This is a genomic window from Paenarthrobacter sp. PH39-S1 (assembly GCF_030063245.1).
In the GTDB taxonomy this organism is placed as follows: Bacteria; Actinomycetota; Actinomycetes; order Actinomycetales; family Micrococcaceae; genus Arthrobacter_M.
Genome location: NZ_JASISR010000016.1, coordinates 1 through 26,577, shown reverse-complemented (window position 1 = coordinate 26,577; position 26,577 = coordinate 1). Strand labels below are relative to the sequence as shown.

Annotated in this window: 24 protein-coding genes; 12 read left to right on the top strand and 12 right to left on the bottom strand. The window is 65.4% G+C overall.

Going from position 1 to position 26,577, the window contains the following annotated elements; translation table 11 throughout:
* Positions 1-34: 34 nt before the first annotated feature.
* The gene (gene glgA / locus QMG52_RS11705; protein WP_283560649.1) at positions 35-1,228 is read right to left on the bottom strand and encodes a glycogen synthase; all 1,194 of its coding nucleotides are present in this window, start codon (positions 1,226-1,228) and stop codon (positions 35-37) included.
* Between the two features lie 109 nt (positions 1,229-1,337).
* Here glgA and glgC point away from each other — a divergent pair, with 109 nt between their 5' ends.
* The 4 genes from glgC to pepN all read left to right on the top strand — a co-directional run bounded on the left by glgC (position 1,338) and on the right by pepN (position 8,285).
* Complete coding sequence (gene glgC, locus QMG52_RS11700; protein WP_283560580.1) at positions 1,338-2,750, top strand: glucose-1-phosphate adenylyltransferase; 1,413 nt, start codon at positions 1,338-1,340, stop codon at positions 2,748-2,750.
* A gap of 10 nt (positions 2,751-2,760) precedes the next feature.
* Complete coding sequence (locus QMG52_RS11695) at positions 2,761-4,200, top strand: SDR family NAD(P)-dependent oxidoreductase (protein WP_283560579.1); 1,440 nt, start codon at positions 2,761-2,763, stop codon at positions 4,198-4,200.
* A 145-nt stretch (positions 4,201-4,345) separates the two neighbouring features.
* The gene (locus QMG52_RS11690) at positions 4,346-5,479 is read left to right on the top strand and encodes a YeiH family protein (RefSeq protein WP_283560578.1); all 1,134 of its coding nucleotides are present in this window, start codon (positions 4,346-4,348) and stop codon (positions 5,477-5,479) included.
* A 91-nt stretch (positions 5,480-5,570) separates the two neighbouring features.
* Entirely contained in the window at positions 5,571-8,285 is a 2,715-nt protein-coding gene (gene pepN, locus QMG52_RS11685) for an aminopeptidase N (RefSeq protein ID WP_283560577.1), read from the top strand.
* Here the strand turns inward: pepN and QMG52_RS11680 are convergent.
* From QMG52_RS11680 to QMG52_RS11655, 6 genes are all read right to left on the bottom strand, one after another.
* The gene (locus QMG52_RS11680) at positions 8,209-9,288 is read right to left on the bottom strand and encodes a tellurite resistance/C4-dicarboxylate transporter family protein (protein ID WP_283560576.1); all 1,080 of its coding nucleotides are present in this window, start codon (positions 9,286-9,288) and stop codon (positions 8,209-8,211) included. The genes pepN and QMG52_RS11680 overlap by 77 nt on opposite strands.
* Positions 9,289-9,347: 59 nt before the next feature.
* The gene (lplAB, locus tag QMG52_RS11675; RefSeq protein WP_283560575.1) at positions 9,348-10,409 is read right to left on the bottom strand and encodes a lipoate-protein ligase LplAB; all 1,062 of its coding nucleotides are present in this window, start codon (positions 10,407-10,409) and stop codon (positions 9,348-9,350) included.
* Between the two features lie 123 nt (positions 10,410-10,532).
* Positions 10,533-10,787: a type B 50S ribosomal protein L31 gene (locus QMG52_RS11670; protein ID WP_196396553.1), complete on the bottom strand. Its 255-nt coding sequence runs from the start codon at positions 10,785-10,787 to the stop codon at positions 10,533-10,535.
* Between the two features lie 109 nt (positions 10,788-10,896).
* Entirely contained in the window at positions 10,897-11,703 is an 807-nt protein-coding gene (locus QMG52_RS11665; RefSeq protein WP_283560574.1) for a TrmH family RNA methyltransferase, read from the bottom strand.
* 25 nt (positions 11,704-11,728) lie between these two features.
* On the bottom strand, positions 11,729-12,517 hold the full coding sequence (locus tag QMG52_RS11660; protein WP_283560573.1) for a sulfite exporter TauE/SafE family protein: 789 nt from the start codon (positions 12,515-12,517) through the stop codon (positions 11,729-11,731).
* Between the two features lie 115 nt (positions 12,518-12,632).
* Positions 12,633-13,415: an ABC transporter ATP-binding protein gene (locus tag QMG52_RS11655; RefSeq protein ID WP_283560572.1), complete on the bottom strand. Its 783-nt coding sequence runs from the start codon at positions 13,413-13,415 to the stop codon at positions 12,633-12,635.
* A 77-nt stretch (positions 13,416-13,492) separates the two neighbouring features.
* Here QMG52_RS11655 and serB point away from each other — a divergent pair, with 77 nt between their 5' ends.
* Complete coding sequence (serB, locus tag QMG52_RS11650) at positions 13,493-14,503, top strand: phosphoserine phosphatase SerB (RefSeq protein ID WP_283560571.1); 1,011 nt, start codon at positions 13,493-13,495, stop codon at positions 14,501-14,503.
* Positions 14,504-14,664: 161 nt separating this feature from the next.
* On the opposite strand, the gene QMG52_RS11645 is transcribed toward serB, so the two are convergent.
* A complete protein-coding gene (locus QMG52_RS11645) occupies positions 14,665-15,420 on the bottom strand; it encodes an SDR family oxidoreductase (protein WP_283560570.1) in 756 nt (251 codons plus the stop codon).
* Between the two features lie 97 nt (positions 15,421-15,517).
* Positions 15,518-16,282 (bottom strand): beta-ketoacyl-ACP reductase, encoded by a 765-nt coding sequence (locus QMG52_RS11640; protein WP_283560569.1) that lies wholly within the window; start codon positions 16,280-16,282, stop codon positions 15,518-15,520.
* Positions 16,283-16,454: 172 nt separating this feature from the next.
* Here QMG52_RS11640 and QMG52_RS11635 point away from each other — a divergent pair, with 172 nt between their 5' ends.
* From QMG52_RS11635 to QMG52_RS11625, 3 genes are read left to right on the top strand one after another with little or no spacing between them, the layout of a single operon-like run.
* Positions 16,455-16,946, top strand: coding sequence for a DUF3099 domain-containing protein (locus QMG52_RS11635; protein ID WP_283560568.1), 492 nt, complete (start codon positions 16,455-16,457; stop codon positions 16,944-16,946).
* Positions 16,943-17,215, top strand: a complete 273-nt coding sequence (locus QMG52_RS11630; RefSeq protein WP_283560567.1) for a hypothetical protein — start codon at positions 16,943-16,945, stop codon at positions 17,213-17,215. The genes QMG52_RS11635 and QMG52_RS11630 overlap by 4 nt, the downstream gene beginning before the upstream one ends.
* Before the next feature lie 9 nt (positions 17,216-17,224).
* Positions 17,225-18,121, top strand: coding sequence for an SURF1 family cytochrome oxidase biogenesis protein (locus tag QMG52_RS11625; RefSeq protein ID WP_283560566.1), 897 nt, complete (start codon positions 17,225-17,227; stop codon positions 18,119-18,121).
* 33 nt (positions 18,122-18,154) lie between these two features.
* On the opposite strand, the gene QMG52_RS11620 is transcribed toward QMG52_RS11625, so the two are convergent.
* Complete coding sequence (locus tag QMG52_RS11620) at positions 18,155-19,753, bottom strand: ABC-F family ATP-binding cassette domain-containing protein (RefSeq protein WP_283560565.1); 1,599 nt, start codon at positions 19,751-19,753, stop codon at positions 18,155-18,157.
* 307 nt (positions 19,754-20,060) lie between these two features.
* On the opposite strand from QMG52_RS11620, the gene QMG52_RS11615 reads away from it, so the two are divergent.
* The 3 genes from QMG52_RS11615 (at position 20,061) to QMG52_RS11605 (ending at position 22,261) form a co-directional block, all read left to right on the top strand.
* Entirely contained in the window at positions 20,061-20,843 is a 783-nt protein-coding gene (locus tag QMG52_RS11615) for a biotin transporter BioY (protein WP_283560564.1), read from the top strand.
* Positions 20,840-21,535, top strand: coding sequence for an energy-coupling factor ABC transporter ATP-binding protein (locus QMG52_RS11610; protein WP_283560563.1), 696 nt, complete (start codon positions 20,840-20,842; stop codon positions 21,533-21,535). The genes QMG52_RS11615 and QMG52_RS11610 overlap by 4 nt, the downstream gene beginning before the upstream one ends.
* A 78-nt stretch (positions 21,536-21,613) precedes the next feature.
* Positions 21,614-22,261 carry an energy-coupling factor transporter transmembrane component T family protein gene (locus tag QMG52_RS11605; RefSeq protein WP_283560562.1) on the top strand — a complete coding sequence of 216 codons (648 nt, stop codon included), beginning with the start codon at positions 21,614-21,616 and terminating at the stop codon, positions 22,259-22,261.
* Here QMG52_RS11605 and QMG52_RS11600 read toward each other — a convergent pair.
* Entirely contained in the window at positions 22,258-23,421 is a 1,164-nt protein-coding gene (locus QMG52_RS11600; protein ID WP_283560561.1) for a thiolase family protein, read from the bottom strand. The genes QMG52_RS11605 and QMG52_RS11600 overlap by 4 nt on opposite strands.
* A 1-nt stretch (position 23,422) precedes the next feature.
* A complete protein-coding gene (locus QMG52_RS11595) occupies positions 23,423-24,988 on the bottom strand; it encodes a class I adenylate-forming enzyme family protein (protein ID WP_283560560.1) in 1,566 nt (521 codons plus the stop codon).
* 1,084 nt (positions 24,989-26,072) lie between these two features.
* Here QMG52_RS11595 and QMG52_RS11590 point away from each other — a divergent pair.
* Positions 26,073-26,444: a hypothetical protein gene (locus tag QMG52_RS11590; RefSeq protein WP_283560559.1), complete on the top strand. Its 372-nt coding sequence runs from the start codon at positions 26,073-26,075 to the stop codon at positions 26,442-26,444.
* Positions 26,445-26,577 lie beyond the last annotated feature (133 nt).

Here is a 26,577-nt window from a genome sequence, read left to right as displayed (position 1 = left end):
GTCTTGAGCGGCAGAGCTCCGCATGCGACGGTCCCTAAAGCACCGAGCGGTAGACTTCCAGGGTGGCCGCGGCGATGGAGTCCCAGGAAAAGTGCTCCTGCGCGCGGGCCCTCCCTTTTTCGCCCATGGTCCGGGCGCGGGACGGGTCCGTCACCACGGAGATCAGCGCGTCGGCGAAGTCCCTGACAAACCTGTCCGGATCCAGCGGGGTGCCGGTCCCGTCGCCCACCTGATCCAGCGGCACCAGCAGGCCCGTGACACCGTGCTCGACCACCTCCGGGATACCCCCGGTCGCGCTGGCGACGACGGCAGCACCGCACGCCATCGCCTCCAGATTCACGATGCCGAGCGGTTCATAGATGGACGGGCAGGCGAAGACCGTGGCGTGGCTGAGTACCTGAATCAGTTCCGCCCGCGGCAGCATGCGTTCAATCACGACGACGCCGTCACGCTGGCTGCGGAGCCCGGCAATCAGATCGTTGACCTGGGCGCCGAGCTCGGGGGTGTCCGCCGCGCCGGCACAGAGCACCAGCTGGACCTCGGGCGGCAGCAAGGCCGCGGCCTGGAGCAGATAGGGAACCCCCTTCTGCCGGGTGACCCGGCCGACCCAGACCACGCTGGGACGTGACGGGTCGATGCCCAAGGAGGTTACGGCGTCGTCGTCCTCATCCCGCTGCCACCTGGACACGTCGATGCCATTGTGCACGACCTTGACCCTCGCCGGATCAACCTGCGGATAACAGCGCAGAATATCCTGCCGCATGCCGTCCGAGACAGCGATGATTGCCGCCGCGGCCTCATAGGCGGTCTTCTCCACCCAGGACGAAAGCGCGTATCCGCCGCCGAGCTGCTCGGCCTTCCAAGGACGCAGCGGTTCCAGCGAATGTGCGCTGAGCACATGCGGGATGCCGTGCAGCAGGGACGCCAGATGCCCGGCCATGTTGGCATACCAGGTATGCGAATGCACCAGATCCGCGCCGGCGACGTCCGGCACAATCTGCAGATCCACGCCGAGCGTCTGAACCGCGGCGTTGGCGCCGGCCAGCCCGTCCGGCGTCGAATAGGAACTGACGCGGGCGCCGTGGTAATCCTGCGCCCGGGCGGCGCCGAAAGCATGGACCCGAAGGTCCACCTCACGGGCCAGCACCCGGCTCAGCTCGGCAACATGGACGCCGGCTCCCCCATAGATCTCGGGCGGGAACTCTTTAGTGACAATATCGATTCGCACCCTCCCAAGGTAGCCGGTCACGGAGCTTTTGATCTAGTGTGAAGATCACCGGGTTGGTTCCGGGGCATATTTGCATTTTGGCGATAATGTTGGGGGTTGCGAAGTGGTAATGAAAAAGGTTCTGGCAATTGTTCTGGCCGGCGGCGAAGGCAAGAGGTTGATGCCGCTGACCGCCGACCGGGCAAAGCCGGCCGTGCCGTTCGCTGGCAGCTTCCGGCTGGTGGACTTCGCGATTTCAAATCTGGTCAATTCCGGGTATTTGAAAATCGTGGTCCTCACGCAGTACAAATCGCACAGCCTTGACCGGCACATTTCCGAGACTTGGCGGATGTCCACCCAACTGGGCAATTACGTGGCGTCAGTGCCCGCGCAGCAGCGGGTCGGCAAGAGCTGGTTTCTGGGCAGCGCCAATGCCATCTACCAGTCGCTGAACCTGATCTACGATGCGGAACCGGATATTGTTGCCGTGGTCGGTGCGGATCACGTGTACCGGATGGACTTCGAGCAGATGGTGCGCAGCCATATCGCATCGGGGGCCAAGGCGACCGTGGCGGCGGTGCGCCAGCCGCTCTCCATGGCAGATCAGTTCGGCGTCATCGAAGTGGACGGCCAAAGCCCTGCAGGGAACCCTGCCCATCGGATCTCCGCCTTCGTGGAGAAGCCCGCGACGACGCCGGGACTGGCCGATGATCCCACGCAGTTCCTGGCGTCCATGGGCAACTACGTCTTTGACACAGATGCACTGGTCGAAGCCTTGCACCGTGACGCCCAACGCCTGGACACGAAGCACGATATGGGCGGCGACATCGTTCCGTACTTCGTGGACCGCGGGGAAGCCTTCGTCTACGACTTCACCACCAATAACATCCCCGGCGCTACCGACCGTGACCGCACCTACTGGCGCGATGTGGGGACCCTCGATTCCTACTACGACGCGCAAATGGACCTGATTTCGCCGCTGCCGGTGTTTAATCTGTACAACATGGACTGGCCCATCCATACCCGGCAGAACATTGCCCCGCCGGCGAAATTTGTCCGGGGCGAGCAGAACGCCGTTGGCCTTGCCATGGACTCCATCGTCTCCAGTGGTGTGGTGATTTCGGGCGGCATTGTGGAACATTCCGTGCTGGCGCACGAGGTGTACGTCGGCACCGGGGCCCGCGTGGCCCATTCGGTCCTGATGGACAGGGTATCCGTCGGAGCCGGTGCGGTGGTCAAACGGGCCATTCTGGACAAGAACGTCCGGGTCCCCGCCGGGGCAACGATCGGACTGAATCACGAGCTTGACCGCAGCCGCGGTTACACGGTCACCGAATCCGGCCTGACGGTCCTGAGTAAGGGTCAGCATGTCCCCGAGCCGGACGATCATGAGCGGGAGATGGCGCGGGAGGCAGCCGCCGCTATTCCGGAGGCGGTCCAGATCGCGGCGGCAGGTTGGCCCGAGGTCCTGGAATCGGTGGAAAAAGTCTCGGAAAACTACCTGCACGCCGTCCGTGCTGGGGACAAAGGCCGAAGCCTGTAAAATTGCTGGGGTGACTGCCCCCATCCTGACTCCCCAAGACATAGCGTCCTGCCTGAAAGTACTGAACGCCATCCACGTCTACGACGAGGAGCACCCTGATTATGTCCAGGTGCGCCGCGCCACGGGCAAGATGTTCAAGGCGGTCAAACGGCACCGCCGGGTCGTCAAGCGCGACGCCGTCAACGAGGCGGACCGTGCCGTGCTGGCACAGACGGCGACGGCGGCTCCGGACCGGATTGACGACGAAACCCGCGGCAATAAGCTCACGGCCTCGGCGACCGGGGAAGTGGCGGGCACACTGATCCGCTCCCGTGCATGCTACATCTGTAAGCAGCATTACACGCGGGTGGATGCGTTCTATCACCAGCTGTGTCCGGAGTGCGCCGCGTTCAGCCACGGAAAGCGGGACGCCCGCACGGATCTGACCGGTCGCCGCGCACTGCTGACCGGCGGCCGGGCCAAGATCGGTATGTATATTGCCCTGCGGCTGCTCCGCGACGGCGCCCACACCACGATCACGACGCGGTTCCCCAAGGATGCCGCACGCCGTTTTGCCGAGATGGAGGACAGCGCGGACTGGCTGCACCGGCTCAGGATCGTCGGCATCGATCTGCGCGATCCGGCGCAGGTCATCGCCCTGACCGATTCGCTGAACGAAGCCGGCCCAATGGACATTATTATCAACAACGCGGCACAGACCGTCCGCCGGTCAGGCAACGCCTACAAACCCTTGACCGACGCCGAACTGGAGCCTCTGCCAACAGATCGTCCGATGCCGGAACTGGTCACCTTCGGCCATGCCCACGACAAACATCCGCTGGCCCTGGCCAGCCAGGTGCTGGAGCATCCGGTGCTGGCCGGGGATGAAATCAGTGCGCTTGCCCTCTCGGTCGGATCGGCTTCACTGGCACGGATGGAGGCTGGCACGGCAATCGACGCCGGTGGTCTGGTGCCGGACAAGGACAGCATCAACAGCTGGACGCAGGTGGTCGACCAAGTGGATCCATTGGAGATGCTGGAGGTGCAGTTGTGCAATGTTACAGCCCCGTTCCTGCTGGTATCCCGTCTCCGGCCGGCCATGCGCCGCTCGGAAGCGCACCGTAAATACATCGTGAATGTGTCGGCCATGGAGGGCCAGTTTTCACGGGCCTACAAGGGACCGGGCCATCCGCACACGAACATGGCCAAGGCAGCCCTCAACATGATGACCCGCACCAGCGCCCAGGAAATGCTGGATACGGACGGAATCCTGATGACCGCGGTGGATACCGGGTGGATCACCGATGAGCGGCCGCATTACACCAAGGTCAGGCTGGCGGAAGAAGGCTTCCACGCCCCGCTGGACCTGGTGGACGGGGCGGCGCGGGTTTATGACCCGATTGTGCGCGGGGAATCCGGCGACGACCAGTATGGTGTGTTCCTGAAGGACTACAAACCGGCCAGCTGGTAGCCCGCACTCCGCGGATCAGCCCGCGGTGGTCCGCGCGGTCGGCAGCTGGTCCGCGGTGAGCATATGGTCCGCCGCCGGCAGGTGGTCCGCGCGGCGGCCGGCACGGTTTTGGCTCGGTGGCCCGGTATAAGGCAAAGTGGCATACATGCCCTCCTCTGCCGCCGCCGCAACAGTGAAGCGGCTGGCACCGGGACTCGTGGCCGCGCTGGCCGCTGTTGGCCTGGCCCTCCTGGTCCACGTCGTGTTGCCCTCCCTTCCCGCCATGACAGTTGCCGTTGTGCTCGGGATCCTGGCGGCAAACCTGCCGGGCAGCTCAACGCTCGTGTCCGGAGTGCTGCGGCCGGGCCTGCATTTTGCCGGCAAGCACCTGATGCGCGCCGGCATCGTGTTGCTGGGCCTGAAGCTGAGCCTCGGCGATGTGCTCGCCCTGGGCTGGATTACGGCGGCCCTGGTGGTGGCCGTGGTGTTGTTGAGCTTCGCGGGGACGTACTGGCTGGGCAAACTCTTCCGGCTTGCCGGGGACGCACCGCTGCTGATCGCCACCGGATTCTCCATTTGCGGCGCATCCGCGATCGGCGCCATGGCCGCGGTGAAGGGTACAAGGCATCAGGAGACCGTTCTCCCGGTGGCCCTTGTGACCCTCTGCGGCACACTGGCCATCGGGGTCCTTCCCCTGCTGATGAATCCGCTCGGGCTTGACCCCCTCGGATTCGGCCGGTGGGTAGGAGCGTCGGTCCATGATGTCGGCCAGGTCGTGGCCACGGCCCAGACGGCCGGTACCGTTGCGCTCAGCGCCGCCATTGTCATCAAACTGACGCGCGTGCTGCTACTGGCCCCGATGGTGGCCACGGCCGGTGTGCTCGAGCGCCGTGCCCACAACCGACGGATCAGCACCGCGGACCGCAGGGCCTCACTTCCCCGCAACTCAAACACGACCACCGGTGCCAGCCGCCCCGCCGCAGCTGCCGCGCTCGATGCGGACTCCGCCGGTCCCGCCCCTGCGGTGAAATTTCCGCCGGTAGTACCGTTGTTCGTCCTCGGCTTTCTGCTGACCATCGCCTTGCGCACCCTGGGTTGGGTCTCTCCCCCGGGCCTGGAGCTGGGCAATTTCCTCCAGGACGTGACGCTGGGCGGGGCGCTGTTCGGGCTGGGGTCCTCGGTGCGGATCCGCGAGTTGCTGCACACCGGGCTCCGCGCCTCCGGCATGGCGCTGTGCGCCTGGCTGCTGATCGCTGCGCTGGGGTATGGCGCGGTCCGGCTGATGGCCGGCTTTCACTGACGCACCCTCGGCAGGGGACGATCAGCACGGCGGTCCCGTCTCCCGCAGCAGTGCAAAGGGACGGATCGGGTCTCCATGATTGAATGGACGGATGCCCAACCAGAATCTGCGCCGCGATGAAGCGGCCCTGCGCTCTGCCCTGATCTCCGTCCGCAGCTACGATGTCCAGGTCGACCTCAGAAACGCCGAGGACCCAGCTGCTCAAGGTTTTGGCACCCGCAGTGTCATCAGATTCACCGCGGCGACGGCGGGTGCGGAAACGTTCCTGGATTTCATCGGCTCCGAGGTGGTCTCGGTGAATCTCAACGGCACGGAACTGCCGCCGGTCGACGTCGTCGACGGGGCCCGGATCAGGCTCCCGGGCCTGCTCGCGGACAATGAGGTCATCGTCACCGCCAGGGCCCTGTATTCGCGCAGCGGTGAAGGCCTGCACCGGTTTGTCGACCCGGTTGACGGCAAGACGTATCTGTACACGCAGTACGAGCCCGCCGACGCCCGCCGCGTCTTCGCCAACTTTGAGCAGCCGGATCTCAAGGCGCCGTTCACATTTCACGTCAGTGCGCCGTCGGACTGGAAAGTGGCATCCAACGGCACGGAACAGGCCCGCACACCGGTCAGCGGTGATCCCGCGGCCAGCCGCTGGGACTTCGCCCCCACGTTGCCCATCTCCACCTACATCACCACCATTCTGGCGGGCCCGTACTTCAGGGCGCAGGAGAGCTGGCGCCACGAGCGTTTCGGCCTGGAGGTCCCGCTCGCGGCCTATTGCCGGGCCTCCATCGCGGACAGCTTCGACACCGCGGAAATCTTTGCCGTCACCAAAGTCGGCCTGACATATTTTAATGATCTCTTCGACTACCCCTACCCGTTCGGCAAATATGACCAGGCCTTCGTGCCGGAATACAACCTGGGCGCGATGGAAAACCCAGGCCTGGTGACGTTTACGGACAACTACGTCTTCACCTCCCGGGCCACCGACACCCAGCATCAGCTGCGCGCCAACACGATCATGCATGAGATGGCGCACATGTGGTTCGGCGACCTGGTCACGATGTTCTGGTGGGACGACCTGTGGCTCAAGGAATCCTTCGCCGACTTTATGGGCACCTTGGCGGTTTCCGAGGTAACGCCGTGGCGGGACAAGTCATGGATCCTTTTTGCCAACCGGCGCAAGGGGTGGGCCTATGTGCAGGATCAGTTGCCCAGCACCCATCCGATCGTGGCTGATATCCGGGATCTGGAAGCGGCGAAGCAGAATTTTGACGGCATCACCTATGCCAAGGGTGCCTCCGTGCTCAAACAGCTCGTGGCGTATGTCGGCTTCCCGGCGTTCACGGCCGGCGCGCGGCAGTATTTCCGGGACCACGAGTTCTCCAATACCTCGCTGGCGGATCTGCTGGTGGCGCTGAGTGCCGCTTCCGGCAGGGATCTGCGCGCGTGGGCCGGGCAGTGGCTGCAGACATCGGGGGTTTCCACCCTGAGTGCCAAAGTGACGGCCGACGACGGCGTGCTGACGGACGTGTGGATCGTCCAGGATGCCGTGGACCCGGTGAGCGGCGACGAACAGACCCGCCCACATCTCTTGAAAATCGGTCTGTACAACTTCGACGACTCCGGCAACTTGGTCCGCACGGACAGCGTCCGGCTCGATGTCTGCGGTACGGTCACGCAGGTGCCCGGTCTGGCCGGGAAACCGCAGCCGGCACTGCTGCTGATCAATGATGAAGACCTGACGTACGCCAAGGTGTGTCTTGACACGGTATCGGAAGCGATGGTCCTCGCCCGGCTGGATAGACTGACGGACCCCATGGCGCGGACCCTCTGCTGGTCGGCGCTGTGGAACGCGGCGCGGGACGCCGTCCTGCCGGCCATGGACTACGTCGGCGCCGTCCGACGTTTCGCGCCGGAGGAAGGGGACGTGGGTGTACTGGCGTCGCTGCTGGAGAACGCCCGCTTTGCCGTGCAGCGCTACTTCCCAGCCGAGGACCGCGACGGCGGCCGCCGGGAACTGCTCGCCGCCGTCGTCGATGGGTTGCGGGTGGCCGTACCCGGATCCGACCACCAGCTGGTCTTGGTGCGGAGCCTCGCCGCGCTCGGGGAGAACATCCCGGAAGCCGGTCCGTTGAGCAGGGGGCTGCTCGAGGGCAACGCCACTGCAGATCCGGTCCCCATCAGTGGGCTCCCCGTCAGTGGAATCCGGGTCGACGGAACCGGGCTCCCGGTCAGTGGGCCGACGCCGGACTCGGAGCTGCGCTGGAGCCTGTGGCTGGCGCTGGCCGCCACCGGGAATGCGACCGCATCCGAGCTCGATGCCGAGTTGGCCCGCGATCCTTCCAGCTCAGCCCAAGCCGGTCACCGTAAGGCGATGAGCGCCCGCCCGCTGGCTGAGGTCAAGGAGCAGGTATGGCGCGAAGCGGTGCTGGAAACGGGGCTGTCCAATACGCTCCTGAGTGCGGCCATCGACGGGTTCATGCTGGCACCGCCGGAACTGCTGGCACCCTTTGTGGAGCGCTACTTTGACATGATTGCGGACGTTTGGGCGGCCAGGAGTATCGAACTGTCCAGCCGGATCGTCCGCGGCCTGTATCCCGCTGCGCAGGACATGGCCGTGCAGGATTCAGCGGAGCAGCATGCCGGCAGCAGCCAGGCCCCGCTGCAGCACCCCGTGGTCCTGCGAACCGATCGGTGGTTGACGGCCAATGACCACGCCCCGGCGGCGCTGCGCCGGATCATCCTCGAGCAGCGCGATCATTTGCTGCGCGCCCTCCGCGTCCAAGAAGCCGGGCGCAACCGGCATAAACCATAGCGGCCGCCACGACGAGCCAGGCGATCCCGGCGATCCAGGTGCCGGCTTCGCCGATACCCACCAGCAACGGCAGCCGGGCCACCGTGCCGAAATGCATGCTGGCCACCGAATACATGCCCAGCGGGAAGACGATGCTCCATAGGCCCGCCTCGTAACGCGCCGGTTCGCGGTGGATGACGTGGCGCCAAAGGCCGAAGAGCACCAGCAGCGGTACCCACCATGCCCCGAAGGCCCACAATATATACGTCAGGCCGGAGACGACGCCCGCCGTCGCGGCCATGATCGGCAGATCCTGCGGCAGCAGCAGAATCCGGGACCCGGCCAGAACGGTGATGGCGGTGGCGCCCATGTAGATCCAGTACGACGGCGTGAAACTGTTGGGCTTGCTGGGGACGGTCAACAGCCGCAGGGTGACCAGGGTTGCCAGCATCAGGTACAACAGGACGCCGATACCCCACAACGCGACGGCCACCGCCGCCAACGCGTGGCTTCGGACGCCTGCCCCGATGATGGCGGCGGCCGTCGCGACCGATTGGGTGCCCACGACCCAGAGGAACCAGCTGCCGTCCACTTTCGTCGCCACGGGACCGGCCAGCGGGCGGAGCATGAGGTTACCCGGCAGCCCGTACGTGAACAGCAGCCACAGGGGCACACTCAACACCGCCAAAACGACGGTCGCGGTCGGTGCCTGCGGTGAGTACATCCGGATGCCCACGACGTTGATCGCGGCCACCATCGTGAAGAAGCCGAAGGCGCGGGCCGGGTTCCGCGCATCGAGCAGAACCTCCGCGCGGTACGCCGCGAAACGCCAGACGCCGATGATGGCTAGAATGACCAACGCACCGACGGCAATGATCAGCAGGATCAGCGACGGCAAGGCCCAGCCAACGATGGAGAACGCTGTCGAAACGATTCCGGTGGCCATCACGAACGCAAAGGAACCGGTCGGCAGATCCCGCACCGCCGTGCTGACGAGTGCTTCCGTCCCACGCGGCTCATCCACGACAGGCTTCCCGGCGCCTGGTCTGCCTCGTGCCGGCAGGGCCTGTCCTGGTCGGCTCGTCAAGGGACGCGCTCGAGCCACTGCGCGGTTCCGAACTTGGTGCCGACCCGGGCGCGCGCCTCCGCGAGTTCCTCACTGGTCAGTTCCGAGGCCTTCGCTCCATAGCGTTCGGTGAAGGTCGACATCATGCGCGAGATGATTTCCTCGCGGGTCACCCCGGTCTGGCGGCGCAGCGGATCCACCCGCTTTTTTGCCGACGTCGTGCCCTTATCGGACAGCTTTTCCTTACCGATCCGCAGCACCTTGACCATCTTGTCGGCGTCGATATCGTACGACATGGTCACGTGGTGAAGCATACCCCCGTTGGCGAGACGCTTCTGCGCAGCACCGCCGATTTTTCCCTGCTCCGTGGCAATATCGTTCAGCGGAACATAGAACGCTCTAATGCCCAGGGATTCGAGAGCCGCCATCACCCAGCTGTCCAGGAACGGATATGAGTCGGCAAAACTCAACCCATCGACCAGACTCTGCGGGAGGTACAGCGAGTAGGTGATGCAGTTTCCGGCTTCCATGAACATCGCCCCGCCACCGCTGATCCTGCGCACCACTTTGATACCGTATTCCTCCACCCCGGCTGGATCAATTTCGTTGCGCAGCGACTGGAAGCTGCCGATCACCACGGACGGTTCCTGCCAGTCCCAGAACCGCAACGTGGGGTTGCGTCTTCCGGCGCCGACCTCCGCGGTCAGCACCTCGTCCAGGGCCACATTGACCTCCGTCGGCAGCACGGTCGGCCCGACCACATCCCATTGGTGATCGGACCAGCTGGTCGCCAAGGCCAGTGCGCGCCGGACCGCCATGGCCACGGCCTGAGCCGAAAAACCGAAAAGGACGACGCCGGCGGGCAGCCCAGCGTCAATGGCGGCAGCCAGCGCTGCCGCGGGAGCAGCAGCGTCCTGGCCATTCAGTGCGCCATTGATGTCTGTCAGTGCTTCGTCGGGTTCGAGGAAAAAATCACCACTGATGGACACATTGGCCAGCACCCCACCGGCCACGTCAAAATCCGCCACCACCAGTTTGCCGCCATGCACTTTGTACGCGCCGTGGAATTGAGGTGCCATGGAATCATCTTGCCAAGCGCGGGCATATTCTGCCAAAAGGGGGCAAACCCGCGCCCGGGTGCCAAAAAGGGTCCGCACCCCCTGGCACGGACCCTCTTTGAAACTGTATGGCTGGTGAACAGACTACTTCTTACCGAAACCGGCAAAGCGGGCGTTGAAGCGCTCCACGCGCCCGGCGCTGTCCATGATGCGCTGCTTGCCCGTGTAGAACGGGTGCGACTCAGAGGAGATCTCGACATCGATGATGGGGTAGGTGTTGCCGTCTTCCCACTCGATGGTCTTGCTGGAGCCGACCGTTGAACGGGTCAGGAACTTCGTGCCGGAAGCAAGATCGTTGAAAACGACTGCTTCGTACTTCGGGTGGGTGTTAGTCTTCACGGTTTTGCCTTTGCGTAGTCGACTGGATTTTGCCAGCCGGAATGAGAACAGGTGGCCACGAGGACCAGCACTCCATACTAGCGCCGCACCGAAGTATCCCCAAATGCGGTCACTGCGCGGGCCGGCAGGCCCAGAATGCCACGGCGCCGGCGGCGGCGACGTTGAGGGAGTCGACGCCGCGGCCCATCGGAATCCGCACGGCGCAGTCCGCGGCGGCAAGTGTCGCGGCGCTGAGCCCCTCCCCTTCGGTGCCGAGAATCAGGGCCAACCGTTCGTATTTGCGATCCGCCAGGCGATCGATGGTCAGCGAGTCATCCGTCAGGGCCAGGGCCGCGGTGGCGAATCCCTGTCCACGGAGCATCACGATGGCTGCCGGCAAATCCTCCAGGCGCGCCCACGGGATCTGGAACACGGTGCCCATACTGACGCGGATGCTCCTGCGGTACAACGGATCGCCGCACCGCGGGCTGATCAGCACCGCGTCCACGTCGAGGGCCGCCGCGGAGCGGAAAATGGCACCGAGGTTGGTGTGGTCCACGATGTCCTCGAGCACGGCAATACGACGTGCCCCGGCGAGCAGCTTGGCAACCGGCACCGGATCCGGGCGGTGCATGGCCGCCAGCGCCCCGCGGTGCAGATTGAATCCGATGATGTCCGCCAAGAGTTCCGGACTACCGACAAAAGCCGGGACGCCCGGATAGGCGGTCAGAAGGTCGTTCAGGTCAGAAAGCCATTTACGTGCCATAAGGAACGAGCGCGGCCGGTGCCCGGCCGCCAGTGCGCGGCGGAGCACGCGCGGTCCCTCCGCGATGTACAGGCCCTCCGCAGGTTCCCGGAGCCTGCGGAGCTGGACGTCGGTCAGCTCGGTGTAGTCGGCCACGCGCGGATCCCCGGCGTCGTGAAGTTCAATGATCATTGTGGCGCCACTGGGTTCTCGTCCATCAATGCGGCGCCACGAGTTTGGCGACCATAAAATACAGCGCCACCGTGCCCAGGGTGACGATGACCAGCCTCAGCACCAGCGGGGAGAGTCGGCGCCCGATCCGCGAGCCGACGAAACCGCCGATCAGTGAGCTGACGGCGATCAGGCCGACGACCGCCCAGATGATCCGATCAGGGGCAAAGAGCAGATAGGAGACGGCGGCAATAAGGTTTACCGCCAAGGAGAGAACGTTCTTCACCGCATTGGCGTTCTGCAGCGTTCCGGTCATGAAGATCCCCAGAATCCCCACCAGCAGGATGCCCTGGGCCGCGACAAAATATCCGCCGTACACCCCGGCGAAGTAGACCAGCGCCGTCATGACGATCGTGTGCGAGCGGTGCGGCACGCCGTCGTTCGCTTCCGCGCGCCTCTTCACCCAGCGCTGCAGATTCGGCTGCAGGATCACCATCCCCAGCGCCAACACGATCAGAAAGGGCGCAACGACGCCGAAGACGCTCTCGGGCAGGTGCAACAGCAGAAAAGCACCGGTGATGCCACCCAACAGTGAGGCCGGCAGCAGCCGCAGGAGGTTTGTGCGCATGCCGGCCAGTTCGCGGCGGTAACCGAGGACGCCGGAGACCCCGCCGGCGATCAGCCCCATGGCATTGCTGACGGTGGCCATCACCGGCGCGTAGCCAAGGGCTATCAGGATGGGGAAAGTCACCAGTGTCCCGGAACCAACCACCGAATTGATGGTGCCGGCCCACAGCCCGCCGAGCAGAATGAAGACGGCGTGCAGAGGTTCCACGGGAAGGGGTCCTATCGAGCGGAGCAGGGCTGGCGGGCGGAGCAGTGCGGATTGCGGGGCGGAGCAGTGCGGATGGCGGGCGGAGCAGTGCGGATTGCGGGGCGGAGCAGGGCGCCTATCGGGCGGTCGCGGAGTACCGCCCGTCCTGGCTGCTGACCTTTAGCGGCAGGCCGAAGGTCGCAGTCAGGTTGTCTTCGGTCAGCACCTGGGCCAGCGGACCTTGCGCCACCACAGTCCCATCACGCAGCAGGAGCGCGTGGGTGAACCCGGGAGGCACTTCCTCCAGATGGTGGGTAACCAGGACGACGGCGGGGGCAGCCCGGTCTGCGGCGAGCCCGCTGAGCCGGTAAACGAGGTCCTCCCGGCCGCCCAGGTCCAGTCCCGCTGCCGGCTCGTCCAGCAGCAGCAGCTCCGGATCACTCATCAGAGCCCGGGCTATCTGCACGCGTTTGCGTTCACCCTCGCTGAGCGAGGCAAATGTGCGGTTCATGAACGTGGACATGCCCCAAGCCTCCAGCAGCGCGAATGCACGGCGCTCGTCCGCGCGTTCATACTGCTCACGCCAGCGCCCGGTGACCCCGTATGAGGCCGTGACCACCACGTCCAGCACCTTTTCATGCCCGGGAATCTGGGCCACCAGTGCCGCGGATGCCAGGCCGATCCGTGGACGCAGTTCAAAGACATCAACGGCACCCAGAACCTCGTCGAGAATGCCGGCAATACCGCTGGTGGGGTGGATCCGTGCGCCGGCGATCTGCAGCAGTGTGGTCTTGCCCGCGCCGTTGGGGCCCATCACCACCCAGCGCTCACCCTCCCTGACCTGCCAATCCACCGTGTCCAGCAGCTTCTTACTGCCGCGGACAACGCTGACGCCGGCCAATTCAAGAACATCGCTCATAAGGAATGACACTAGGCCAAATCCGGGCCCGAACGCTAACTGCACCGGCCTGACCCAGCGCCGGTAGAATGTCCGGTATGCCCTCCCTCTTTACCGCGGTCAGCTATGGTCTCTCACTGCCCGACACCATCCTGAACCATATCCGCGGCGTCCTCGCCGACAGCGGCGCGGTCGTTCTGGACGAGCAGCGGTACAGCCGCCCCGGCTACGAAGCCTGCCTGATGGATCTGGAACTGGCCCAGGAACCGGGCAGTGCCCCGGCGGAAACCGGCAGCGTCCCGGACGGAACCGGCCCGCCTGCCTCGACAGGGAGTCACTCGACAGGAGAGCAGTCGACGGCGGTGCAGCTGACGCCGCCGTCGACGTCGTCCGCACTGGCCCGCCTGCGCAACAGTCTCGCCGTGGCTCCTGCCGCCGGCATCGATACCGCTGTCGTGCCCGCGGCCCTGCGGCAGGCCCGGCGCAAGATGATCATCATGGATGTGGACTCGACGCTCATTCAGCAGGAAGTCATCGAGCTGTTGGCCGCGCACGCCGGCACCGAAGCCGAGGTCGCGGAGGTCACCGAAGCTGCCATGCGCGGCGAGCTCGATTTTGCCCAGAGCCTGCACGCGCGCGTCGCCACCCTGGCCGGTCTCCCGGATACGGTGCTGGCGGACGTAGGCGCCCGCATCAGGCTAAGCGTTGGCGCCGAGCGTTTGGTCCGTGAGGCACGTGCCGCGGGCCACATCGTGGCTGCCGTCTCCGGCGGATTCGCCCAGATCCTGGTCCCATTGGCAGCGTCCTTGGAGCTGGACTTTGCGCTGGCCAACGAGCTTGAGATTGTCGACGGCGTCCTGACCGGCAGGGTGCTGGGAGCCGTGGTGGACAGGGCGGCCAAGGCGGCGGCGCTGCGCCGCTGGAGCACGGCGGAAGGAATCGACCCGGCGCACACGGTGGCGATCGGCGACGGTGCCAATGATCTGGACATGATGGCGGCGGCAGCCCTGAGCGTGGCCTTCAACGCCAAGCCGGCCGTCCGGGCTGCCGCTGACGCTCAGATCAATCTCCCGAACCTGGATATTGCGCTGCAACTGGCGGGTATCTGAGCGTCCGTTGATCCCGGGCGCCACCGCGTCCAGCACAGCGTATCGGGCGTGGGAAGGCCCCCTCGCCTTCACGAGGGGGCCTTCCTCCGCTGCTCCAGGCACTGCACGGGCTACCGCGGCGGTTGCTGCAGCGGTGGGACGATCCGGGGCTGTCCGGGGGGCTACTGCTCCCCGGCGGAGCTCACGTAGTCCGCGCCGCCGACGTATTCGGTATGACCCGATTCCACGTCCGCCCCCGCCATGGCCGCGACCTCGGCGGCAAATTCGGTCACCGAGTACAGTTTTCCGGCCTCGGCACGCCGAGCCTCGATGGCGCCCGGGTTGGCCCGGTCCAACAGGGTGGCGGTGACCGTTCCCTCGATCATGTCTCCGGAGACCACCACCAGCGATATGCCGTGGTTGGCCAGGCTCGGGATCAGTTCGCGCAGGGCATCCTCGCCTGCCCGCTTGCTCCGGGCCACCGGCTCGTAATCTGCCATGGTGGGGACGGCGTTAATGAAGTGGGCCTGATGGCTGGTCACAAAGACCACGCGGGAGCCCTCGGGCATCAGCAGCACGGCGGCATTGAGCATATTGACCTGGGCATCGCGGTTGAGCTTCAGCGCGTAATTTTCCTCCATCCCGGTCTCCATCCCGCCGGAGGCGTTGAGCACCAACAGGTCCAAGGAGCCGAAGTTCTCCATCGCCGCGCTGACGAGTGCGTGCACGCCCTCCGCTGTCGTCAGATCCGCTCCGATGGCCACCGCCCGGCCGCCGGCTGCTTCGATTTCGGCCACGACTTTGTTGGCACGAGGTGCCTTCTGCCGGTAATTGACAACCACGGCGGCCCCCTGCGCGGCCAGCAGCTTTGCTACTTCCGCGCCGATGCCGCGCGAGGATCCGGTGACAATCGCTGTCTTGCCTTCAAACTGGCCCATCTATAAACCTCCAAGAGACTGCGTTGGTTTTCAAGTGCTCCGGCAGCTTCGCCGTGCCGCTGCCGGCTGCCGGATGTAGCGGCGGTTCTGCAAAGGTCTAGTGTCCCATTCCCAGACCGCCATCTACAGGGATGACCGCGCCGGATATGTAGGCCGCCTCGTCACTGGCAATCCAGCGCACCACCTTGGCAACCTCCTCGGGGTCGGCAAAACGGCCGGCGGGAATGGTGGCCAGATATTTCTTCTGGGTTTCTTCCGGGAGCTCGGCGGTCATTTCGGTGTTGATGAAACCGGGCGCGACCACATTGGCGGTAATCCCCCGCGAGCCTAGTTCCCGGGTCAACGAACGGGCGATGCCAATCAATCCGGCCTTCGACGCCGAGTAGTTGATTTGCCCCGGCGCCCCGTACAGCCCTGACACAGAGGAAATCAACACCACACGGCCCTTGCGCTTCCGGATCATGCCGCGGGAGGCCCGCTTGATGACGCGGAACGCGCCGGTCAGATTGGTGTCGATCACCGAGCTGAAGTCGTCTTCGCTCATCCGCAGCAGCAGAGTGTCCTTGGTGATGCCGGCGTTGGCCACCAGCACTTCCACCGGCCCGTGGGCCGCTTCCACCAAGGTGAAAGCGGCGTCCAGGGAGGCCTCGTCAGTGACGTCGGCCTGCACCCCGAGAATGCCCGCCGGCAGTGCGGATTCACTCCGATAGGTTACGGCTACCCGATCGCCATTGGCCAGGAAGGCCTTGGCAATGGCGAGTCCGATGCCCCGGTTTCCGCCCGTTATCAGGACGCTGCGACTTGGCGCCGGCTCAGTGGGTTTCGGCCCATGGGATTTCGGCTCTGTACGTACTGCAGTCATTCATTCCTCCGTGATCGTTCCCGCAATGAATCCTAGCTGTGACCGCGGAATTTCCGGAACTGCCCGGCGGTAAAGTGCGTCCTAAAGCACCCATAGGAGAGCGGCCGGCCGCGGGGGAACTTTGGTATGCGGCCCCTCTCGGTGCGAGAATGGGAGAGGCCCTTGGAGCGTGATGAGAAACAAAGCAGCACAACCGGCCGGTTACGCCGACGGCGCAGCCGGCCGCCCGGCAGGCGGTTCCCACACCGCTCCGGCCGATGTCCACAACATCACGGACGCGCGCACCGCCCACAGCGACGATATGCGACAGCGGATGTTCAGGTATGCGGTCGCGATGGGAATCCGGCTGGTTTGTCTTTTCCTGATTTTCATCCTCCCCGGCTGGTTCAAAATCATTGCCGTTGTCGGCGCCGTGGCCTTGCCGTGGTTCGCCGTGATCATCGCCAATGGGGGCAGCGACACCCTCAATGAGCACGCGGTGTCGTTGTTGGATCAGGCCCCGCTGGCCGAGCTGGAAGCCCCGGCCCAACAAGACCAAACCGGTGGGCCCTCGACGCCCGGCGACGGAGACTCGCCGCTTCTCCAAGGCGAAGTCATTCCACCTGCTCCCCCGGAACCCGAGGCGCCTAACGGCGCCGCCGAGGATGGCGGGCACAGGCCATGAATCTGCTCGATATGCTCGGTGCATCCCCGGCTTCGCAGGAAACCATCTGCTCCCGGCGCGGCTGCCGCACCGCCGCCACGGCCCAGCTGTTGTGGAACAACCCGAAGATCCATCCGGCTGAACGGCGTAAGATCTGGCTGGCCTGTGACGAGCACCTCGAATGGCTGGAAGACTATTTACGTAACCGCGCTCTGTGGCGGGAGACGCTGCCGCTGCCCGGCGCATTGACAGATCCCGGGACGCATTCCGCAGCGGAAGCGGACGGATAAGAAAGGCCCATGTACAAGTTTCTTTTCACCGGCCGGTGGCTGGGCTACCTGCTGATCGCCGCCGTTTTCGCCAGCATCTGCGTCGGACTGGGGTTCTGGCAGCTCGACCGGCGAGCCGAAGTGCTCGCCGACATCGCGAAGATCACCAACAATTACTCCGCCGCGCCGATCGGCTACGACCAGGCAAAGCCGCTGTTCGGGAAACTCGACCCCGATAAGGAATGGAGCCAGGTCTCGCTGACCGGAAGTTATGACATCCCCGGCCAGCGGGTGGTCCGGAACCGGCCGCTGAACGGGCAGCCGGGCTATGAAGTGGTGGTGCCGCTGAAACTGACCACCGGCGAAACGGTCGTCATCGACCGCGGCTGGCTGCCGATCGGCAACAATGAGGGCGGACGCCCGGATACGGTCCCGGAACCCGTGACCGGAACCGTGACCGTCGTCGCCCGCCTGCGCCCTGCCGAGCCGGCTCTGCAGCGCGGCGCCCTATCCGGGCAGCTTGCATCGATCGATCTGACCGCCTATGCGAAAGACCTTGGTTACCCACTGCTCACCGGTGCCTACGCGCAGATGGCACAGGAATCTCCAGCCGCAGCCACCGAGCCGGTCGGTTTCCCGATGCCGTCCATCGATGAAGGCCCGCACCTGAGCTATTCGATGCAGTGGTTCGCCTTCGGAATTCTCTTCTTTATTGGCTATGGTTACGCAGCCCGACAGCAGGCCCTGTTGGACAGATACACGGCAGAGCAGGAATCCGAGGACATGGCCGATTCCGAGCAGGCCTACGGCCGCGGATCCGCCTTTACCAAGCGCCGGCCGGTCCGGCCATCCACGCCCGGCCGCCGCGCCACCGCGGAGGAAGAAGAAGACGCGGTCCTGGACGCCCAGGGCTTCCAAGGCTCCTAGTGCTGCCCCACAAGGCTGCCACGGCACCGCATTTTAGGCCAGCGTGATCAGATCGAGGTAGTCCTCATTCCAGTGATCCTCCACACCGTCCGGGAGCAGCACGACACGCTCCGGATTCAGGGCCTCAACGGCGCCCTCATCGTGGCTGACCAGAACGACGGCGCCACTGTAGTTGCGCAGCGCGCCGAGGATCTCTGCGCGGCTGGCAGGGTCAAGGTTGTTGGTCGGTTCGTCAAGGAGCAGCACATTGGCCGAGGAGGCAACGATCGTAGCCAGCGCCAGCCTGGTCTTCTCACCACCGGAGAGCACGCCCGCGGGCTTCTCCACATCGTCACCGGAGAACAGGAATGAACCGAGGATATTGCGGACTTCCGCGTCATCCATGTCCGGGGCCGAGCTGCGCATGTTCGCCAGCACCGTGCGGGAGGTGTCCAATGTGTCGTGCTCCTGGGCGTAGTAGCCCACCTTGAGACCATGCCCGGCGATGACCTCACCGGTGTCCGGCTGGTCCACACCGGCCAGCATGCGCAACAACGTCGTCTTACCGGCACCGTTGAGGCCCAGGATGACGACCTTCGATCCCCTGTCAATGGCCAGATCCACATCGGTGAAAATTTCCAGTGAACCATAGGACTTGCTCAAACCCTCCGCGGTCAGCGGGGTCTTCCCGCAGGGCGACGGATCGGGGAAGCGCAGGGCGGCCACGCGGTCATTGGCGCGCACCTCCTGCAGACCGCTGAGCAGCCGTTGGGCGCGCTTGGCCATGTTCTGCGCGGCGACGGCCTTGGACGCCTTGGCCCGCATCTTATTGGCCTGGTCCATCAGGACACCGGCCTTCTTCTCGGCATTGGCACGTTCCCGCTTGCGGGCGCGTTCATCTGTCTCGCGCTGCTCCAGATATTTCTTCCAGCCGAGGTTGTACTGGTCGATCGTGGCCCGGTTGGCATCCAGGTTGTAAACCTTATTGACCGTTGCTTCCAGCAGGTCGGTGTCGTGGCTGATCACAATCAGCCCACCCGCATGGTTTTTCAGGAATTCCCGCAGCCACGCGATGGAATCCGCGTCGAGGTGGTTGGTCGGCTCATCGAGCAGCATGGTCTGCGCGCCGGAAAACAGAATCCGTGCAAGTTCAACACGCCGGCGCTGGCCGCCGGAGAGGGTCTTCAGCGGCTGGTTGAGGAGCCGGTCCGGTAAGGCGAGGTTTGATGAAATGGAGGCGGCCTCAGCCTCTGCCGCGTAGCCGCCGTTGCTGAGGAATTCGTGTTCAATCCGGTCATACCGGGCCATCGCCTTTTCCTGCACGGCGGCGTCTTCGCTGGCCATGTCCGCCTCGGTCTCCCGAAGCTTGGTGATCACGATATCCAGGTTGCGTGCCGAGAGTATGCGGTCGCGGGCCATCTGCTCCATATCAGGCGTCCGCGGATCCTGCGGCAGGTAACCGATTTCACCGCTGCGGGTCACCTTGCCGGCGGCCGGAAGGGCCTCCCCGGCCAGGACCTTTGTCAGTGTGGTCTTGCCCGCACCGTTGCGGCCGACCAGGCCGATCTTATCGCCCTTGTCGACTCGGAAGGACACTTCGTCCATGAGCAGTCGCGCTCCCGCACGTAACTCAAGGTCTTGGACGATAATCAAGGTAGTAGCCTTTCACTTCAATGGATGCAGGCCCGGTCGAGTACATAACAGAACAGATGCGGGCCGGGGGCCGGTAGGTCGGCGCCGCGTGAGTGAACGGACAGCCTCTCCAGTCTACCGACGTTTTGCGGGCGCCAAGCGGACGCTTTCGCCCGGACCCCGGCGCCAGGAGCCTTACTGCTGCACATACTTTGTTCTTCGTTGGGAGAATTCGGCCCGGGTCAGTCATACTTGAACACTGTTCAAGTATGACTGACCCGGGCAACCTAGTCGGCACCCGACGTGCCGCCGCAATGAAAGTAGAGCCATGACAGATCCAGCACCACACCAAAAGAGCGCGGAGGCTTGGGCTCCCCACCCGGAGACGGCCGGGGCACCGCAGACACTCGCTGCGGCAGCCAACACCGCCCGCGCCCCCCTAAACCCGGCGCTCCTGCGACCGGCGTCCCAGAACCCGGCGCCCCTGCAACCGGCGCCGCAGAACACGGCTCCGCTGAACTCCAGGACACCGAGCGTAAGCGCCCGTCCCCGCGCCGGCTGGAACGCAGCCGATCTGGCCCTGATTGCCGTTTTTTCCGCGCTGATGGCGGCTTCCATCTCCATCCCCGGCATCCCGGTGGGGCCGCTGGGGGTGCCGATCACCCTGCAAACGCTCGCCGTGGCGCTGTGCGGACTGGTGCTCGGGCTCGGTCGCGGCACGGCCGCCGTCGCCCTGTATGTTCTCCTTGGTCTCATCGGACTGCCGATCTTCAGCGGCTTCCGGGCCGGCCCTGCTATTCTGGCCGGTCCCTCGGCCGGGTACATTGTCGGCTTCATTCTCGGCGCAGCGGTGATCGGGGTTCTTAGCCCGTGGGCGCTGCGCCGCCGCGCAAAGCCGGCCTGGCTGTTCGGCGCCGCCTGCCTGGGCATGCTGGTCATCCACGCCAGCGGTGTTGTGGGATTTGTCACCAAAGGGATGGGGCTTTGGCCGGCCATCGTGGCGGATGCCGCCTACTTCCCCGGCGACATCATCAAGAACGTGCTGGCCGTGGCCATCGCACTGACCCTGCACCGGGCCTTCCCCGACATTCTGCTGCGCCGCCGCCGGTGAACCACGTAGCCCTTTGCGGGGCCGGCGTCAGTGTTGAAACCGCTGATGGCAACCTGCGGACGATCCTCAAACCCACCACCGTGGAGCTGACCGAGCAGCGGATCGCCGTGATCGGGGCCAACGGCTCGGGCAAGTCCACCCTGCTGCGCCTGCTGAACTCACTGATGCTGCCCAGCTCCGGCACGGTCACCATCAACGGGCTCGATACCCGCACGCAGGGCAGGGCGGTGCGCCGGCAGGTCGGTTTCGTTTTCACCGATCCGCTCTCCCAGCTGGTCATGCCAACCCCCTTGGAGGATATAGAACTCTCCCTGCGGCGCGTGCACAAGTCGGCGCCGGAGCGCCGGTCCGCGGCAGCAGGCGTGCTGGAGCAATACGGCCTGGGCGCGCTGGCGGCGAACAGTATTTACGAACTCTCCGGCGGTGAACGGCAGCTGGTGGCGCTGGCAACGGTCCTGGCCGTGCAGCCGAGACTGCTCGTCCTGGATGAGCCGTCCACGCTGCTGGATCTGCGCAACAGCCGATTGCTGCGTTCCCGGCTCGCCGCGCTGCCGCAGCAGCTCATTATGGCCACGCACGACCTTGAGCTGGCGCAGGACTGCACCCGGGCATTGGTGGTCGACGACGGCGCAATTGTCTTTGACGGGCCCGCCGCCGACGCTGTGGCCCGGTACCGCAGGATGTACAGCTGATGCCGATGGTGCCCCTCATGCGGTTCTCCCGGGCGGACAACTGATGCCGATGGTGCCCCGCAGAAGGTCAGTGCACTGATGCGCGGTCATGCCCATCTGATCGCCGGCTACGTCCCCGGAACGTCTTGGCTGCACCGGTCCCCGCTGTGGCTTAAGGCCGTCCTGCTCCTGATCGTCACCGTGCTCTGCTTTGCCACGGGGGATGTCTACGTCACGACGGCGGTCCTGGCCGCCGTCGTCGTGCTGCATTTTGTGGCCGGGCTGCCGCCGGGACGGCTCTGGCGGCCAGTGCGGTTGATGCTGGTCTTTTTGCTGCTGATCGGTGCCTACCAGTACTGGCAGTCGGGGCCGCTGACTGCCTGGCGCGTCGTGGCAGGTATCCTCGCCGCCGTGCTGGCCTCAAATGCGCTGACCGCAACGACAACGGTGGCCGCGCTGCTGGACGGATTGGTGAAGGCCGTACGGCCACTGCGCCGGTTCGGGGCCGATCCGGAACGGTTCGCCCTGACGGTGTCCCTGATGCTGCGAAGTATTCCATTCATCATCGGCGCCTTCGATGACGTCCGTGACGCCGCCCGGGCGCGCGGGCTGGAGCGGAACCTGCGGGCCCGCACACTGCCGGTGCTGATCGGGACCGTCGCCTATGCCCGGGCGACGGGCGAGGCTCTGGCCGCGCGCGGTCTGGGCGACGCGGAAGACCGGCGCGTCGGCGGTGCAGGGGATTAGAGCGTTTCCCAGCGGAAGAGGGCTGAGATGCCCATTCCGCCTGCGATGCTGATCATGGCCAGGGCCAACTCGCCCTCCGGCCCGTGGCTCCCTGCCCGGCGCCGGGCCTGGGTGAAGAGCCTGGTCACGGACACCGCGCCCGATGCACCATAGGGATGACCCAGCGCCAGCGCCCCGCCCCCGGCGTTGATTCTGCCGGGGTCCAGTTCCAGCCGGTCCAGCACGGCGAGCACCTGCGAGGCGAACGCCTCATTGAACTCGATCAGCGGCACCGCATCGAGACTGCTGCCGCTCCGGCGCAACAGTTCCCGGGTGGAAGACTCCGCCCCGGCCCCCAGATAGGCCGGCTCGTTGCCGGTGACGGCACTATCCAGAAATACGAGCCCGGCCTGCGCCCCAAGCTCCCGTGCCCGGGCCCGGCTGGTCACGAGCACGGCGGCGGCACCATCACTGAACGGGCAGGAGTTTCCCGCAGTGACCGTCCCGCCGGGTACAAAGGCGGCCGGGAAGCGGGCCAGCATGGCCGCGGTCAGCGTCCGGCGCGGCCCCTGGTCCGCCGCGAGCTGGCTGAACGGCACCAGCTCGGCGGTAAACTCCCCTGCGTCCTGCGCCGCCAGTGCGAGCCGGTGGCTGCGCAGGGCATACTCGTCCTGGCGTTCCCGGCTGATCCCGTACCGGCCGGCCACGTTCTCGGCCGCCACGCCGACATCCGTGTCCCCCAGCCACGGTGGCGCGAACTGCGCCCGGTCGAAGAACTCCAGGGACCCGTCCGGCAGTCGGTGGGCACGTGCCGGCGCAGTGCTGATGCTCTCCACACCACCGGCCAGGTACGCCCGACCGGCCCCCGCGGCCACTAGCCTGGACGCCAGCACCACCGCCTCCAGCCCGGAGCCGCACTGCCGGTCCACGGTCAGACCGGGCACGTCCACGGGCAGGCCCGCGGTCAGGGCGGCGAGTCGGGCAATGTTGCCGCCGCCGCCGGTGGCGTTGCCGATGATGACGTCGGCCACACCGTTGCCCGGCAGCCGGCCGTCGGCCAACAGCGCCTGGAGCACCGGCGCCAGCAAATCATGTGCCGGGACGTCCCGGTAGGCGCCACCCGCGCGTCCGATGGGTGTGCGGCGGGCGGCAATCACCACCGGCTGGTTGTCTCCGCGCATATCAGTGCAGCCGCCGGACACGCGGGTCCCCCGCCACGATCCAGGCCGCGAGTATGCTGCGGCTGACTTTCCCGCCGGCGGTCAACGGCAGCTCGGTGAGGACAAAGTATCCGGAAGGCCGCTTATACCCCACCAGTGCGGACTCCGCGGCGCGGCGCAAGGCGCCCGCGGTTCGAGCGTCAGCAGTTTTGGGGTCTGCTGGGGCGTCTGCACCGGCGCCACCGGGGCCCAGGACCGCCGCGACGATCCGGTGCCCCCGGTAACCGTCAGGCACCCCGGTGACGACGACGGTCGCGACCGCTGGCGACGACTGCAGCGCCAACTCGACCTCCTGCGGGTAGACATTGTGCCCGGACGTGACCATCATGTCTGAGCGCCGGCCAAGATAGTGCAAGGTTCCATCGGCGTCCAGAAAACCCTGGTCATGCACCGTGCACCATCGGCCGTCGCGGTGGAAGGCGCGGCCGTCGTCGCCCCACAGATATCCGCCGCTGACCAGCTCACTGTGCACATAGATATTTCCCGGCGAGCCCGCCAACTGCTCCTTGCCGGCGTCGTCCCGGATGCTCAGCCGGACGCCGGGAAAGGCGCGCCCGACTGCGGTAGGGGGCAGGCCGCTGTCGTCGGCGCTGTAGCTGTCGCCGGCGCTGTAGCTGTCCCTGGGGCCGTAGCTGGCCCGGCCACCGTCGCTGTAGCTGTCGCCGGCCCGGCCACCGCCGCGGGGGCTGTAGCTGTCCCGGCCGTTTTCGTTGTCCTCGTCCCGGGGCAGCAGCACCGCTGCGACGAAACCAAGCTCCGATGCGCCGAAATATTCATAGATAGCGGCCTTCGGTGCCCAGACCCGTGCGGCCGCCACGGTAACGGCGTCGAGCTTGGCCCCCGCGCTGATGATGCACGTAATACCTGACGCGGAGGTCCCCGCGGCGTTGGCGCGCTCCGCAATCATCCGCAGCATGGCGGGCACCACCACCAGGCGGGTGATGCCGTGCTCCCGGATGGCCTGGAATACCCCCGCTAGGTTGAAGGATGGCAGTGTGAAGAAGGGGGCGCCCGCATAGAGGCACTCCGAGAGGGCATAAAGATTCAGACTTGCCGAGAGCGGGCCCGGGGCGAGTGTCGCGTCCTGCCGGGTGAGCCGAAAGTACTCGGTGCTGCGCTCGAAGGACAGCTGCCAGGACCGGCGGCTGCGGATGAACCCCTTGGGCGTTCCGCTGGTTCCGGACGTGAGCCCGATCAGGAAGCCTGAGTCACCGGGCCCGTCGGCCAGATCATTGCCACCGGTGCTTCCGGCCGTTCCCATCAGCTGATGCACCGCCGAGCGCTGGGTTTCCGGCCAGCGGGGGTCCAGCACAGCGCAGCGTCGTTCCCCCGCGACCGCGGCCGCGAAACGTGTCACGAGGTCGAGGGAATTGGCGAGGCACAGCGCCGTCGTCCCCGCGGTGCCGGGCACCAGCGCCGCCGCTTGAGCGGCCAATTCGGCGTAGCTGAGGCGCTCAGTGCCCACGCCGACGGCGGTCAGGTCCGGTTGCTCCCGGGCCCAGCGTCGGAACTGATTGAGAAAAGGCATCGGGTTCAATCTTAGGTGATGGTGCGGTAGGCGTCCGTGTCAATGCCGGCGGTCGAGTGGCTGCGACCGGCTCCGCCCGGCCTCCAGACGATCAGCCGGCGAGCCCCGCCGTCACGGGGTCTGAGGAGGATCGGTACGGAAATTCACGTTAGGGCGCATCGGTGCGGATTCCGGCGTTGGACGGTGAAATTTTTCGGATCTAGGGGTGGCTTACTGGTAGTGACCGCTATTCAAGTGGTCTGTATTCGTGCGATGTCTGGGTTCCGGTTGCGGAGCTATCTTCTGCCAGGGCTTCTATCTGCACGGCGATGCACTCATCACCGCCGGCGTGGCGGGCGGCAGCCAGTGTTGGCTCGTTGCCATCACCGGTACTCTCACCCCGGTCAGTTTGATTGCCGTTGGTGCCTGTCTCATTTCCAGGGTCGGCCGCGGATTTTGGTCTCGACATGGCCGATACTCGCCTGTCACATCGTCGCAGAGAACAGGATGGGTGGAATTGGCTCGTACTTTACCCATTACTTTCGCCGAAAAACTCGCATAGGTTTCGGTTATCTCATCGGTTCGGTTTGGGGGACGAAGATGTCTTTTTCTGTTGTGCGTGAACGCAATTCCATGCCTGCACGGGGCGATCACGTCCCCTCCAAGCGAGGCCCCCGGGGTCGATTCGTTGTCAGGAAGTCGTTGACCGGGGTGCTCACCCTGGGTCTCGTCCTCTCGGCGAGTGTGGGTTTTGCCTCCCCCTCATTCGCGGCGCTCCCAACCGGTGACCCCGCATCGATAGGGGTGTGGGATCCCGGCCCGGCGCAACGAGGCTGCCGATTGGTATCAGTGACCAGGTGTCCGGGTCGGTGGATGTCGGCACCGGGAATCTGATGCTCACGGTGAGGGCTCTTTCTCTGCCGGGAATCAGCGACGATACGGGTGTGGGGATGGTGTTCAATTCCCCGCGCCGCCGACGTCCTCTCCTCCGGATCATTTTCGGCGTATGAGTATTCGGGGTGGAAACTCGCTCTTGGCGGTGCGGGCTGGTTGTCGACAACCCCGGCCCGGGGTTGTTCTACACTCCGGAGACGGCTACACGGCCTTGTTCACCCCGGTGGCCGGGTCATCGACGGCGTTCACGGCCCCGGCGGGGGTGAAGGCCGACCTGGTGAAAACGTCCGCCGGGTACAAGCTGACGTCGCGGACGACGGCGCAGGTCATCATCCTGGACGCGGACGGCAAACCGACCTCGGTGGCGGACCGGAACGGGAACACCACGACTATCGCCGACACCGGCACAACCCCGACCTCGGTGCAGTCGTCGAAGGGTGTGGATGGGGCGAGGGCGGCGTCACTGACCTACGTCCCGGAAACCGGGCTGCTGAACGGGGTCACTCAGACCAGTGCCGGAACAACCCGGACCACGACTGTTAGCGGCAACTCTAAACTGACCGCAGACGGCAATTTGGATTGACCGTTCGGCGAGTTCTAGCGATCGTTGCAACACCCCCGACTAATCGGGAGTTGCACCACCCATGGATTCACCATCAAAAAATAGTTCTTCCTTAAAGAAAAAATCACCTTTAAGGGAAAAATTGGTGCCGCCG

Bases quoted from the DNA above. Each gene is read 5' to 3' on its own strand.
- QMG52_RS11665 (WP_283560574.1), bottom strand. From the start codon at position 11,703: ATGATCATTGAACTTCACGACGCCGGGGATCCGCGCGTGGCCGACTAC.
- QMG52_RS11615 (WP_283560564.1), top strand. From the start codon at position 20,061: ATGACAGATCCAGCACCACACCAAAAGAGCGCGGAGGCTTGGGCTCCC.
- QMG52_RS11595 (WP_283560560.1), bottom strand. From the start codon at position 24,988: ATGCCTTTTCTCAATCAGTTCCGACGCTGGGCCCGGGAGCAACCGGAC.
- serB (WP_283560571.1), top strand. From the start codon at position 13,493: ATGCCCTCCCTCTTTACCGCGGTCAGCTATGGTCTCTCACTGCCCGAC.
- glgC (WP_283560580.1), top strand. From the start codon at position 1,338: ATGAAAAAGGTTCTGGCAATTGTTCTGGCCGGCGGCGAAGGCAAGAGG.
- QMG52_RS11640 (WP_283560569.1), bottom strand. From the start codon at position 16,282: ATGACTGCAGTACGTACAGAGCCGAAATCCCATGGGCCGAAACCCACT.
- QMG52_RS11635 (WP_283560568.1), top strand. From the start codon at position 16,455: ATGAGAAACAAAGCAGCACAACCGGCCGGTTACGCCGACGGCGCAGCC.
- QMG52_RS11605 (WP_283560562.1), top strand. From the start codon at position 21,614: ATGCGCGGTCATGCCCATCTGATCGCCGGCTACGTCCCCGGAACGTCT.
- QMG52_RS11645 (WP_283560570.1), bottom strand. From the start codon at position 15,420: ATGGGCCAGTTTGAAGGCAAGACAGCGATTGTCACCGGATCCTCGCGC.
- QMG52_RS11630 (WP_283560567.1), top strand. From the start codon at position 16,943: ATGAATCTGCTCGATATGCTCGGTGCATCCCCGGCTTCGCAGGAAACC.
- lplAB (WP_283560575.1), bottom strand. From the start codon at position 10,409: ATGGCACCTCAATTCCACGGCGCGTACAAAGTGCATGGCGGCAAACTG.
- QMG52_RS11690 (WP_283560578.1), top strand. From the start codon at position 4,346: ATGCCCTCCTCTGCCGCCGCCGCAACAGTGAAGCGGCTGGCACCGGGA.
- QMG52_RS11655 (WP_283560572.1), bottom strand. From the start codon at position 13,415: ATGAGCGATGTTCTTGAATTGGCCGGCGTCAGCGTTGTCCGCGGCAGT.
- pepN (WP_283560577.1), top strand. From the start codon at position 5,571: ATGCCCAACCAGAATCTGCGCCGCGATGAAGCGGCCCTGCGCTCTGCC.
- QMG52_RS11600 (WP_283560561.1), bottom strand. From the start codon at position 23,421: ATGCGCGGAGACAACCAGCCGGTGGTGATTGCCGCCCGCCGCACACCC.
- QMG52_RS11625 (WP_283560566.1), top strand. From the start codon at position 17,225: ATGTACAAGTTTCTTTTCACCGGCCGGTGGCTGGGCTACCTGCTGATC.